The 13,506-nt window shown below is 39.9% G+C and carries 10 protein-coding genes; 6 read left to right on the top strand and 4 right to left on the bottom strand.

From position 1 onward, the window contains the following. Positions 1-10 precede the first annotated feature (10 nt). The gene (locus AN392_RS11635; protein ID WP_010390942.1) at positions 11-3,097 is read left to right on the top strand and encodes a ligand-binding sensor domain-containing diguanylate cyclase; all 3,087 of its coding nucleotides are present in this window, start codon (positions 11-13) and stop codon (positions 3,095-3,097) included. 62 nt (positions 3,098-3,159) lie between these two features. Here AN392_RS11635 and dxs read toward each other — a convergent pair whose 3' ends face one another. From dxs to xseB, 3 genes are all read right to left on the bottom strand, one after another. Next, a complete protein-coding gene (dxs, locus tag AN392_RS11630; RefSeq protein ID WP_055012818.1) occupies positions 3,160-5,022 on the bottom strand; it encodes a 1-deoxy-D-xylulose-5-phosphate synthase in 1,863 nt (620 codons plus the stop codon). Positions 5,023-5,136: 114 nt separating this feature from the next. Continuing rightward, the gene (ispA, locus tag AN392_RS11625) at positions 5,137-6,024 is read right to left on the bottom strand and encodes a (2E,6E)-farnesyl diphosphate synthase (RefSeq protein WP_055012817.1); all 888 of its coding nucleotides are present in this window, start codon (positions 6,022-6,024) and stop codon (positions 5,137-5,139) included. A 2-nt stretch (positions 6,025-6,026) separates the two neighbouring features. Continuing rightward, positions 6,027-6,269, bottom strand: a complete 243-nt coding sequence (xseB, locus tag AN392_RS11620) for an exodeoxyribonuclease VII small subunit (RefSeq protein WP_010390946.1) — start codon at positions 6,267-6,269, stop codon at positions 6,027-6,029. Positions 6,270-6,570: 301 nt separating this feature from the next. On the opposite strand from xseB, the gene pomA reads away from it, so the two are divergent. From pomA to AN392_RS11600, 4 genes are all read left to right on the top strand, one after another. Then, positions 6,571-7,338, top strand: coding sequence for a flagellar motor protein PomA (pomA, locus tag AN392_RS11615; RefSeq protein WP_010390948.1), 768 nt, complete (start codon positions 6,571-6,573; stop codon positions 7,336-7,338). Between the two features lie 2 nt (positions 7,339-7,340). Beyond that, positions 7,341-8,261: a flagellar motor protein MotB gene (locus AN392_RS11610; protein ID WP_055012816.1), complete on the top strand. Its 921-nt coding sequence runs from the start codon at positions 7,341-7,343 to the stop codon at positions 8,259-8,261. A 155-nt stretch (positions 8,262-8,416) separates the two neighbouring features. Further along, entirely contained in the window at positions 8,417-8,905 is a 489-nt protein-coding gene (locus tag AN392_RS11605; protein ID WP_054202203.1) for a hypothetical protein, read from the top strand. A 72-nt stretch (positions 8,906-8,977) separates the two neighbouring features. Then, positions 8,978-10,918, top strand: coding sequence for a DNA topoisomerase III (locus AN392_RS11600; protein ID WP_055012815.1), 1,941 nt, complete (start codon positions 8,978-8,980; stop codon positions 10,916-10,918). A 28-nt stretch (positions 10,919-10,946) separates the two neighbouring features. On the opposite strand, the gene AN392_RS11595 is transcribed toward AN392_RS11600, so the two are convergent. Further along, entirely contained in the window at positions 10,947-12,257 is a 1,311-nt protein-coding gene (locus tag AN392_RS11595; protein ID WP_055012814.1) for a M20 family metallopeptidase, read from the bottom strand. A 109-nt stretch (positions 12,258-12,366) separates the two neighbouring features. On the opposite strand from AN392_RS11595, the gene AN392_RS11590 reads away from it, so the two are divergent. Further along, positions 12,367-13,224: a tetratricopeptide repeat protein gene (locus tag AN392_RS11590; protein WP_055012813.1), complete on the top strand. Its 858-nt coding sequence runs from the start codon at positions 12,367-12,369 to the stop codon at positions 13,222-13,224. Positions 13,225-13,506: the final 282 nt, after the last annotated feature.

Below are 13,506 nucleotides of genomic sequence, written 5' to 3'. Positions count from 1 at the left end.
TGGCAGCACTATGATGCGATTTTTATTGGTTTGTGTACTTATGCTATGTGCCATGCCAAGTACGGCTTCAATTACTGATTACGTAGTTAAACAATGGAATATCAAAGACGGCTTACCCTCACAATCCCTAAAAAGTGTAGTACAAGATAACCAAGGCTATATGTGGCTTGGCACTCAATTTGGATTAAGCCGTTTTGATGGCAATACCTTCACTAATTATAATACCCAAAATAGTTTATTTTTACCCAGCAATGGTATTAATAAGTTATTGATCGATGGCGAAGGATTATTGTGGGTAGGCACTAAGAATGGCCTTGTGGTTATCGATCCTGAAAAGCTAACCGCACAAGAGTTTAATATTAAAGGCCCTGTAAGAGATATTCTTGAAGATTCTCAAGGCAGTATCTGGATAGCAGCTAATGGGCTCTATTATATAGACAGAGGCCAAATAGAACTGCGCGACCAACTAAATAACCCTAGTCCTATTGTAAACGCCACAGCTATCACCCAAATTGTGGGGTCGGTCAGTAAAATGGCGCTTTCACCTGAGGGAATTTGGCTGGTTAACGACCGTAATTTATTACGTTTAACGCAAAGCTCGTCTGACTTTTCTAAATTACGCTTAGAACTAACCGCTAAAGTGGCTTTACCCGATCGTTTAGCGCAAACCATTGTTCACGATCTATCGTTTTTAAATGGTAATTTGTACCTAGCTTCTGAGTTAGGGGCTTATTTTTTAGATTTAGATGACGAGCTACGTCCGTTTCCACTTCCCAATGCTAATAACTCAGCTGTGTATAAGTTTATGAGCGATGGTAATGGCGGCTTGTGGATATCAACTTATGGACGTTTATTATTTAGAGCTAAATCTAATGATTGGCAGTGGGTTGAACCCAGCCAATTAGATCAGAGTATTTGGTTTGCCGATATATTTAGAGATGATGAAAATAACATATGGCTAGCGAGTTTTAGTGAAGGGTTATGGCTTGCTCACGAAGGGCGAATAGAGCGCCATTCGGCCATTTCTAAAATGACCGAAGCGGTGATGGCGATTAGTAAATCACCTGACGGTAAATTATGGATTGCCAATAAAAGTGGCATTGGTTATTTTGATGCCGATAAAACCTTTATCAATGTTATCAATAGTGCCAAGTATGGAAATGCCTCGGTACATGACCTGCAATTTGATGGCGATCGCCTTTATGTTGCTACTGGCAGAGGCTTGTTTTTCTATGAGTCGAACACCTTATATAGTTTCCCTGCTCGTGCGTTGAGCGATAACCCTGTTTTTGCAATTAGCACTTCAACTAAAGGCGGCTTTTGGGTAGGCACCGGACGAGGGTTATATCGTCTAAATTATAATGGCTTAAACCCTTTTGCGTACAATGCGTTCTTAGGTAGTAAGTTTGTTACTTATGTTCTAGATAAACCAAATTTTGGCGTGATTGGTACCAGTAAAGGCGCGTATTACTTTACTGAACGCGGGATAGAAAAAATAGGTGACCAAACCACCTTAGAAAGTGCGTACGTTACTAGCATTTTACACATTAAAGGCGTAGGTATTTTAATTGGTTCGTTGAATGATGGTTTGTTTTATCGCAGTGGACAAGGGCAATGGCAGCAACTAGACGCCGCCAATGGACTGCCATATGGTTCTATATTCAGCTTAGAATACGATGACACCTCAAAGCGAATTTGGGTAAGCACCATGAAAGGGGTTTACCGTATGCCTGTTGAGCAATTTAAAGCCAACATCGAAAGCCTAAAAGTAGAAGAAGTGATCTCTTCATTTGACCGTCAGCTCGATGGTAAAGCCAGCCAATGCTGTAATGGTTTAGGCCATGATGCCGTAGTTGATATGGATAACTCTATTTGGTATCCCAGTTTGCAAGGCGTTGTAGAAATTCCTAAAGACGTAGAGTTATTTGGATTACGCTCACTTAAACCAACTATAGAAACCTTAACGACGCCATCACGAAAGCTCGCAGCAGCTGCTTTAGGCGAAAAACCAGTTCTTGAGACCGATGAGCGTGATGTGACACTTACCTATACCGCGATTGATTATTACGCTCCGGCAAGTATTGAGTTTAGATATAAACTCAATGGACTTGATAACGATTGGCGCTATGCAAATACCCGCAGAGAAGCAATTTATACAAATTTACCCGCCGGTATGTTTTTATTTGAATTAGAAACTAAACGCCAAGGTGAGGATTGGGGTAAAGCGCAATCAGCAGAATATGCGTTTGTGGTACCGGAACGTTTTGGTGAAACTATCTACTTTAGGTTACTGATCACCAGTGGTTTCGTACTGCTGTTTTATTTAGTGTTTTGGGTCTTTAAAGTTCAAGAGCGACGCAAGCAACAGGTACTCGAAGGGCTTATTACTGAACGAACCCTAGAGCTTCGCCAAGCGAATGATAAATTAAACCAAGTAAATTCTCAGCTTAAACTTGTTAGTCACTCTGATGAGCTAACTGGGCTGAGAAGTCGTCGTTTCTTGTTTGATCAACTACCAAAAGATATTGAGCATTTTCAGCGGAACTCGCAGTCATTGCAGGCTCAAGGCAAATCTTTGGTGTTGTTAATTATTAATTTAGATAACTTTAGCCGCATTAACGATGCTTATGGTCCTATTGCTGGAGATAGTTGTTTACAACAAGTAGCGGCGTTACTTAACTCCCGCACTCAAGGTTCTGATTATGTTGCCCGTTGGAGTGGTGATGAGTTTTTACTGTTGTTGCGCGATTTTAAGTGTAATTTAATCGACAGCTATGTATCTGAATTATGCCAAGCTATTGCCGATTATACTTTCCAACTTCCTAACGGTGAAACAACCAATATAACAGCGTCAGTGGGTTGGTCTTTCTATCCGCTACCCCTGTTAGGTGGGCAAGTTATTAGCTGGGAAACATCGATTAATTTAGCTGACATCGCTTTACATCAAGTTAAAAAACGCGGCGGCGATGGCGTCGCTAACATTACTTTTGACGAGCAACTAGACGCATTTGAGTTTGAGCAAAACCCCAATGTTGAACAGCAAATTGGTTTGTTACAAAGTAATGGCTTAGCCGATATTAAGGTATGGATGCGCTAGAGATTATAAGTGAGCAACAAAAAAGGAGCCAAAGGCTCCTTTTTTATTAAACACTATAAGTATTAGCTCATAAATGCTTTAATTGAAGTTAATATGCCTTGCTCACCTAACCCCATTTCATCGTGCATTTGCTGTTGCGTACCGTGTTTAATGAATTCATCCGGTATACCCAAGTTAAGTATTTTTACAGTCGCTTTTTGGGTAGCTAAATACTCATTAACCGCCGAACCTGCACCACCAGAAATTGCATTATCTTCAAGTGTTACAATGATATCGTGGTTAGCGACAAGTTCATCAATTAAACCAGAATCAAGTGGTTTAATAAATCGCATATTAACTAAAGTGGCATTGAGCTCATCTGAGGCTAATTGGGCGTTTTCAAGCAAGGTACCAAATGACAATATAGCTACTTTAGCACCTTGTTTAATTACGTTAGCTTTACCAATTTCGAGCTGTTGCATAGCGCTTTGAATGTCTGCTGTGCCCGCACTGCCACGCGGGTAACGCACAGCTACTGGGCAATTGGCTTGATAGCCAGTGTATAGCATTTGACGGCATTCGTTAGTATCGCTAGGTGCCATAATAACCATGTTAGGAATACAGCGCATAAAGCTTAGGTCATAGGCGCCTTGGTGAGTTTCACCATCGGCTCCGACAATACCTGCGCGGTCAATAGCAAATAATACCGGTAGGTTTTGCAATGCAACGTCGTGAATTAGTTGATCATACGCACGTTGTAAAAAGCTAGAGTAGATAGCCACAACGGGTTTTAACCCTTCACAGGCAAAACCTGCAGCAAGGGTTACAGCGTGCTGCTCAGCAATTGCCACATCAAAATATTGTTCAGGGTGTTCTTTAGAAAAACGCACCATCCCCGAACCTTCTCGCATCGCAGGGGTAATTGCCATCAATTTGCTATCTTGCTCTGCCATATCACAAAGCCAATCACCAAATACATTTGAGAAAGTAGCCGCACTTGGCTTAGATTTTGGTAAACTTGAAGTTGCAGGATCAAATTTTGGTACGCCATGATAACCAATCGGATCGGCTTCTGCGGGCTTGTAACCTTTGCCTTTTTGGGTTTTTATATGTAAAAGTTGTGGGCCTTTTAAGTTACGCATGTTACGCAGCGTATCAACTAGCATGTTCACATCATGGCCATCAATTGGACCAATGTAATTTAGGCCTAATTCTTCAAAAAAAGTACCCGGGATCATCATCCCTTTAATGTGTTCTTCCATACGGCTGGCAAGTTCTTTTACCGGCGGTACACCAGAAAGAAGCTTTTTACTGCCTTCGCGGATGTTGGTATAAAAGCTACCTGATAAAATACGCGCAAAATGATTGGTTAACGCGCCGACGTTTTCAGAAATCGACATTTCGTTATCGTTCAAAATAATCAACATATCTGATTTAACATCACCTAAGTGATTCATCGCCTCAAAGGCCATACCTGCGGTAATTGCGCCATCGCCTATCACCGCCACGGTTTTACGACCTTTGCCTTCTTTTTGCGCAGCAATAGACATACCCAGCGCCGCTGAAATAGAGGTGCTTGAATGGCCAACACTAAACGTATCGTATTCACTTTCGTCTCTAAATGGAAATGGGTGCAATCCATCTTTTTGGCGAATGGTGTGCATTTGGTCACGACGTCCCGTTAGTATTTTATGTGGGTAGGCTTGATGACCTACATCCCAAACTAAACGGTCGTCGGGAGTGTTGTACACATAATGTAATGCAACGGTAAGTTCTACGGTACCTAAACCAGACGCTAAATGGCCGCTACTTTGCGATACTGAATTGAGTAAGTAATCACGCAATTCATGGCTAAATGCAGGAAGCTTATCTTGTGCTAAGTCTCGCAAGTGGGCTGGTTCGTTCACCAAATTAAGTAATGGATACTTGCTGCTATCAAGTGTCATGGTTTTTTATATATCCTTCGCTAATATTAACTTCCCTCAAAAAAGCTAAGTTTAAGAGGTGGCTTAATATTTAGTAATAATTTTGTTCTAAGATTTAATACGTTTTAGCCATGTTTAATGGTCACGTTCAATTAAATAGTTTGCCAATGCCGCTAAGCTGGTCGTGTCTGCGTCAATATTGGCTAACGCCTCATGGGCTTGTTGTATCAAATTTAGTGCTTTTTGCTTAGCACCTAGCATACCTAATAAAGCCGGGTATGTCGCTTTATTCGCAGCAATATCTGACCCTTGAGGTTTACCTAAAGTCAGGGTGTCGCCCTCAACATCTAAAATGTCGTCATGAACCTGAAAGGCCAGCCCGATAGCATACCCAAAAGTAGATAAGTTATCTAAAGTGTGTTGGCTAATATTAGGGACACAGAGTGCGCCCAAAGTAATTGCACAATTTATTAATGCGCCGGTTTTAAGTTTATGAATACGTTCTAATTCGTCAACCGTAATCAGTTTATCGGTTGCTGCAATATCACGCCCTTGTCCGGCAACCATTCCTTGCAATCCAGAAGCGTGGGCTAATTCGGCAATCATTTTTAACTGAGCTTCAGTTGAACATTTAAATGTATGCTTAGCAATAAGCTCAAAAGCCAAAGTTTGCAATGCATCACCTGCTAAAATAGCTTGTGCTTCACCATAGACAATATGACATGTAGGACGGCCACGACGTAAATCATCGTCATCCATAGCGGGTAAATCGTCATGCACTAATGAATAACTATGAATGCATTCTATCGCTGCTGCCAGCACATCTAAATCACGTTTTTCAGCACCGAGCATTTTGCCTGTAGTATAAACCAAAAAAGGGCGTAATCTCTTCCCGCCATTCATTAGACTATAATGTGTGGCTTCTTTTATAGTGTTGTCGCTTTCAAGAGGTTGTTCGAAATAAAGGTTGAGTGTATTGGCTACATCATCTTGAGCGAGCTTTATTTGTTCTTTTATGCTCACAATTATTCCAAATCGTTATCAAATTGAGTAAGCGGTGCTTTTTCGTCATTACCCATTAATATCGACACCTTTTGCTCGGCTTGTTGAAGTTTACCGGAAGACGCACTGGCTAATGCAATGCCGCGCTCAAATTGCTTTAAAGACTGTTCAAGCGATAAATCACCTTGTTCCATTTCACTGACAATTGTTGTTAATTCTTCTAGTGCTTGTTCGAAACTTAAATTTTCAGGTTTTTTAGTCGCCATCTTTATTTTCAACTTACATAATAAATTTAGACGCCAATTTTAGGGGGAATGCTAAACTAGGTCAAAGAATGTTATGTTTTTTTGATATATAAATGCTGTTAATTGGGTTTTACTGCGCTTCAGCGTTATTTTTAAATTATAAATTCTGATTAGTTAGATTGATTCCCTATGTTGATCTAAAATAGGACTAATCGTAATTTTATCGTTTATCATAAAAATCACTTAAGTATTTCAGTATCTTGCCGATATACATTTAATAACAACGCTTGCGAAGAAAAAATATAAAACCTTTGGAGGGAATGTGGATTTAGCAACCATTATTGGGATCCTTGGCGCAATTGGCTTAATTGTCATGTCCATGTTTATGAGTAGTAGCGGTGAAGTCGGTATGTTTTACAATACCCCTTCAGTGGTTATTGTATTTGGTGGCTCCCTTTTTATCGTTTTATCCAATTTTACTATGTCGCAATTTTTAGGCATTGGTAAGGTTTGTGCTAAAGCGTTTATGTTTAAAATTGAACCCCCTGAAGCGTTAATTGAAAAGGCGGTTGAGCTAGCAGATTCTGCCCGAAAAGGCGGGTTTCTAGCATTAGAAGAGGCTGAAATTCCAAATCCATTTATGCGCAAAGGCGTTGATATGCTCGTGGATGGGCATGATGCGGATGTAGTGCGTGCAACATTACAAAAAGATATTTCCCTGACGACGACTCGTCATGAAATGGGCGCAAGCTTATTTAAGTCGCTAGGTGATATTGCTCCCGCAATGGGGATGATTGGTACATTAATCGGCTTGGTGGCTATGTTATCAAATATGGATGATCCAAAAGCAATAGGCCCAGCCATGGCGGTAGCCTTGTTAACAACGTTGTATGGGGCATTTTTGGCGAATGTTGTCGCCATTCCTATTCAGGTCAAACTTGAATTGCGTAAAGATGAAGAAGCAATGAACCAGCGACTTATTTTGGATGCGGTATTAGGCATCCAAGATGGCCAAAATCCTAAAGTAATTGAAGGGATCTTGAAAAATTATTTGGCTGAGTCTAAACGCGCGGTAAACACTGAGGAATAGTTATGTCTGATGAAGAGTGTAAATGCCCACCCCCAGGGTTACCTGCATGGATGGGGACATTTGCCGATTTAATGTCGCTATTAATGTGCTTTTTTGTACTCTTACTCGCGTTTTCTGAAATGGATGTGCTTAAATTTAAGCAAATTGCAGGTTCTATGAAGTTTGCTTTTGGTGTACAAAATAAAATTGAAGTTAAAGATATTCCAAAAGGCACCTCAGTTATTGCGATGGAGTTTACTCCAGGTAAACCTGAGCCAACCCCCATTGAAACTATTCAGCAACAAACAGTTGAAATGACTCAGCAAATGCTAGAGTTTCAGGCGGGCGATGAAAGCTCAGCTGGCGGACGGCAAGAACAACGCGGCGAAAAACGAGGAGGTGAGTCTAGTAGCACCTCTGAGGAAGTTGCTTCAGCGCCTGCAGTTTCTGCTGCCGATCAAGAGCAAATAAATGACTTAGTTAAAAAAATTGCACAACAGCTTGAAAAGCAAATTATTGATGGAGCTATTGAGCTTGAGTCATTAGGTCAGCAAATCATTATTCGTATTAGAGAAAATGGTTCGTTTCCATCGGGCAGTGCGTTTTTACAACCCCAGTTTAAACCTATCATTCAGGATATTGGCCAGTTATTAAAAGATGTGCCAGGTGAAATCACCGTCTCCGGTCACACTGATGACTTTCAAGTCTCTAATGAACTTTATATTAATAACTGGGATTTATCCTCCAAACGAGCTGTTGCGGTAGCAAGTGAACTGCAAAAAGTTGCTGGTTTTGATAAGACCCGAATGATGGTCGTTGGGCGTGCAGAAACCAGACCTTTAGTGCCGAATGATTCCCGAGAAGATCGAAGACGTAACCGCCGGGTAGAAATATCAATTTTACAAGGCAAGGCGAAAGAATCAGATCCTATTGATATTAGATAGAATTTATTGGTTTTGTCCCCTTTTTTAGCATAGAATGCATTTCTCTTAACAGATGTAATTAAAAGTGGAGTGAGCATGTTAAATAAATTTTGTAGTATGCCTGGTAATGGCGATGGTACAGACGAAGATAAAAAAGTTAAGTAAGGTTTTTTAGTTTGCCTGAATGGTTTTTGTACTTCGTCAGTATATTAAGTAAAAGCTGGGTTCTTATTCTGAGCCCAGCTATTTTGTTGTTTTTTATCCTTAAGGATTATTTAGCCTTAAGGTTTGCTGCTATTACCGCTGCTTTTTTCTTATTTGGTACTATAACTTACTCAAGTTTAATGGCGTTTGATGATGGTATTTATGTATACCGTTATCTTGTATGGGCATTAACAGATATTACTTGGATGGCACTGATTGCTTATTTGGGCCTGAAAGATAAAGTGCATTTGTGGCAATGTGTACTTGGCCAACTTGTGGTTATTGCTGCCCCTATTCTGCAATTATTTCGTTTAGTAGATCGCCATCTTTGGGATTTATCGTATAGTACTGTTATGTATCAAACGTTTATGCCCTTAATAAATATCGCTACTATTGTCATATGTTATCTACCGCTTTTATATATTTTTGTTAATAAGCGAAATAAAGCTTTAAGCTTATAACGACAAAAATACCCCTCGTTTTAAAATGATATGCTAGACTACTGTTTATATGAACAGTGTTAGAGCTTGGTTATGAAACTTTATATTGCTGAAAAACCCTCTTTGGGTCGCGCTATTGCAGACGCACTTCCTAAACCGCATAAAAAGCATGATGGCTATATTGAAGTGGCAAATGGTGATTGCGTATCTTGGTGTATAGGTCATTTGCTCGAGCAAGCAGAACCCGATGACTATGATGAGCGTTTTAAAAAGTGGCAGTTTGAACATTTACCTATTGTGCCTGAGCATTGGCAACTTAAAGCAAAGCCTAAAACTCGTAAACAACTCACTATTTTAAAAAAGCTAATCAAACAAGCAACAACACTTGTACATGCTGGCGATCCTGACCGTGAAGGCCAGTTATTAGTTGATGAAGTTATAGAACAAGCAAAAATCAGCCAAGCAAAAAAACAAAATATTCAGCGTTTATTGATCAGTGACTTAAACTTAACGGCAGTTAAAAAGTCACTAAATAGTATGCGTGCTAACCGTGACTTTATTCCTTTGAGTGTTTCTGCTCTTGCGCGATCTCGTGCTGATTGGTTGTTTGGCATGAACTTGACGCGTGCATACACATTAGCGGGGCAAAAAGCGGGATTTGGTAATGTATTGTCGGTTGGGCGAGTGCAAACACCCATTTTGGGCCTAGTAGTTAATCGCGATAACGAGATAGCAAATTTTGTATCAAAACCATTTTATGAAGTACTTGCTCACCTTGATACACCTAAGGAGCAATCATTTACTGCTAAGTGGATACCAAGTAAAGCGTGTGAACCTTATCAAGATGATGAGGGCAGAGTGCTTAACAAAGCTTTAGCTGAAAATGTAACTTCACGTATCGCTAGTCAACCAGCAAGCGTAACTACTCTTGAGCAAAAGCAAAAAAAACAAACCGCGCCGCTTCCCTATAATTTGTCTGCTTTACAAATAGATGCCGCTAAAGCGTTCGGAATGCCAGCGCAAAAAGTGCTCGATACTTGCCAGGTTTTATATGAACGTCATAAGTTAATTACTTACCCACGCTCAGATAATCGTTATTTACCAAAAGATCATCACCAAGATGCAGCTGCGATACTAAAAGCGATTGCAGTAAATGGAGGCCAAAAAGCAGAATTTGTTAATGGAGCAGATGCAAAAAAACGAAGTAAATGTTTTAACGATTCAAAAGTAGCAGCTCACCACGCGATTGTACCAACAGCTAAACAGTTAAAAACTGTGAGTTTAGCCAGTGATGAAGCAAAAATTTATCAGTTAATAAGTCGACACTATTTAATTCAGTTTTATCCCGATTACATTTACAACGAAACCAAGGTAGAGGTAACTATAGCGGGTGGTTTATTCAAAGCTAATGCAAAACAAGATGTAAGCTTGGGTTTTAAATTGCTTATGGGTAAGCCAGAACTTAAAGAAGAAGCAACATTGCCTTATTTGGAAAAAGGCATGGTACTTACCTGTACTAAAGGTGAGGTGGTGCAAAAGCATACAACTCCTCCTGCTCATTTTACCGATGCAACCTTACTTGCTGCTATGACGGGAATTAGCCGTTATGTAAAAGACTCGCAAATCAAAAAAATATTAAAAGAAACAGATGGCCTTGGTACTGAAGCCACTCGCGCAGGTATCATTGAACTATTATTTAAACGTCGCTTTTTAAAACGTGAAGGAAAAGCAATTAAAGCAACTGAAACAGGTCTGGCACTAATTAGTGTATTACCTGAGGGGTTATCAAGCCCCGATTTAACTGCAAAATGGGAGTCGAGTTTAGGAGATATCGCTCAGCAAGCAATGAGTTATCAGCAATTTATACAGCCTTTGCTAGCTGATTTAACTAATTTTGTAAGCCAAGCAACTAACTGCGATAGTAATGTATTTGCACATTTGCCAAAAACATCGCCTAAGAAGCGTTTTGCTAAACGTACAAAGAAAGCGCCGTATAAAAAGTCGAGTTACAAAAAAAGCCCTGCGGTAAATTAAACTCAGGGCTTGAAAATAACCTTGAAGATTATTGATTGAATAATGCCGCAGCGGCATTGCTCATTGCAGTTATTCCTGTTGGAAGCGCTACTTTATAATCGGGAGCAAATTTACTTGAATGTAATGAAGGGAGTGTTTCGTTATTTTTCATCGCTTTTGTATATTGCTGTTGGTTAACTCCGCCTAACCAAAATAAAGTAATGGGGATGTTTTCATCTGTTCTACCATATAGTCCAAAGTCTTCACCAGCCATAACAGCTTTAGTTTCAAGTACATTTTTTACACCAATTGCATCAGCAATGGCACTCCTAACTATATTTGTTTGCTCCGGATTATTGTAAGTAGATGGAATCGATTCACTTTCATGAACATACACTTCTGGGTAGAGCGCTTTTTCTAGACCTGCACTTTGTGCAATACCTGCAGTAATACGTTTAATCGCAGCAATTTGCGCGTTTCTAACTTCCGGGTTATAGCTACGCAGAGTAAGTTGTAGCTTTACTTCATCAGAAATTACATTGTGTTTTGAGCCGCCATGGATAGATCCAACAGTGATCACTGATGGTTCAAGAGGAGATAACTCCCGACTCGTAATTGTTTGTAATGCTAAAATGGTGCGAGCAGCAATAATAACAGGGTCAACAGTCGTATGTGGATAGGCTCCATGGCCTCCTTTACCTTTTATGGAAATATCAACTGAGTCGACGCTTGCCATAGTGTACTCATTTTTCAGAGCAACTTTTCCTGCCGGTACACTGGCACTAACATGTAAAGCAATAATATGATCAGGTTTTGCGTATTTACTAAATAACCCTTCACTTAGCATTGCTTTTGCACCACCCCCAACTTCTTCAGCCGGTTGCGCAACCATCATTAAAGTACCTTGCCACGACTGTTTATTTTTAATTAGTTGTTGCGCGGTGCCTATAAATGAACTCATATGAATATCATGACCACAACCATGCATAACACCGACTTTGCTACCTTGTTCATTTACTGTGGTAACAGTTGATGCGTATGCTTTTCCTGTTTGTTCTGTGATTGGTAAGCCATCAGTATCAGTTCGAATCATAACGGTGGGGCCTTGGCCATTTCTATATATACCTACAACGCCATAACCGCCAACGTTATCGGTTACATCAAACCCTAGCTTTTGAAGTTGCGTAGCCATTTTTTTACCGGTTTGCTGCTCATGATAAGACAGTTCAGGTGACTGGTGTAAATCTAGATAAAGCTTTTCTATTGCTGGCATACTTTTATTAAGATCCAACTTGAGTGTTTGCGCACTTAATAATGGGCTAACTAATAAACACAGTGCACTCGCATATACTAATTTCATATTTCCCTCGCTACCTTATAATGTATTTAAATGATTTAAATATATGGCTTGTAATTATTATCTTCATCACCATATAAAAACCTAAATAGATGAACATGGCAATAACTCAATGAGCAATAAAGTTAATCTTAACGCACAAAACCTTCAGCAAGTATTAGGTGAAACATCACAACAAAAGTTAGTACTACTTAACTTTTTTTCGCCACAAAGCCCAGAATGTATTAGCCAAGCAGCTATTTTAGATAAGCTAGCCGCCGAATATAATAACTATATAGTTGTTGCAAACTTAGATTGTGATGCAGAGCAAGCTTTGGCCTCGCAACTTGCCCAGCAAGTCGGTTTACAAACTTTGCCTACCTTAGTGTTATTAAAAGACTCAGCTCCAGTTGATGTATTAGCGGGTGCACAAACAGAAAGCCAAGTACGTGATGCCCTATCTAAACACTTACCTGCACAACAAGACCTTTTATTAGAGCAAGCCAAGCAAGCACTGGTTAATAGTGATTTAAATGCCGCGTTTAATTATGCTAAGCAAGCGTATGAATTAGATAGTCGTAATGCGAGAATTAAATTAGTGCTTGCAGATATATGTATACAGATTCACAAACTCGATGAAGCCGCAGCATTAATAGAAACAATAGACGCACAAGATCAAGATGCATACTTTAATAACATTAAAGCTAAATGTGAGGCTGCACTAGAGGCAACTGATTCACCTGAAATAAAAGCATTGCAAGAAAGGGTAGCCAAGCATCCTAATGAGCTTGAATTACAAATGGAGCTAAGTAACCTACTCAATGAAGCAGGAAGGAAAGAAGAAGCATTAGAAGCACTCTTTACTATTCTTAAGAAAGATCTGAATTTTGATGAGGCTAAGCCAAACTTCTTGGCTGTTATTGCGTCTTTACCAGATGGCGATGCGCTAGCTGCTAAATATCGTCGCAAGCTTTATAGCATTTTGTATTAACGATTAAGATAAACTCTCTATAAAAAGCACCTATGTTAAGGTGCTTTTTTGTTTCTGCGTTAGGATAGCCGGGTAAAAGCAAGGTTATCCACAGGGTTTTGTGAGTATCTTGTGTGCCTAGGTGGGGTATCTTTGGGGTAAAAATTAAATGCAAAAAACCGTTTAAAAACGCTTGCGTTAAAATCGATTCGCACTATAATGCGACCCCACTGAGACGGCAGAGCGCAACGCATAGCGAGGCACGAGCTACTCAGTGAGTCGAGTAAAACTTAGTTCTGAAAA

It is taken from the genome of Pseudoalteromonas sp. P1-16-1b (assembly GCF_001401785.1).
GTDB classification, from domain to species: domain Bacteria; phylum Pseudomonadota; class Gammaproteobacteria; order Enterobacterales; family Alteromonadaceae; genus Pseudoalteromonas; species Pseudoalteromonas undina.
The sequence above is the reverse complement of the archived record's forward strand: the minus strand, read 5'-3'. Positions and strand labels throughout refer to the sequence as shown.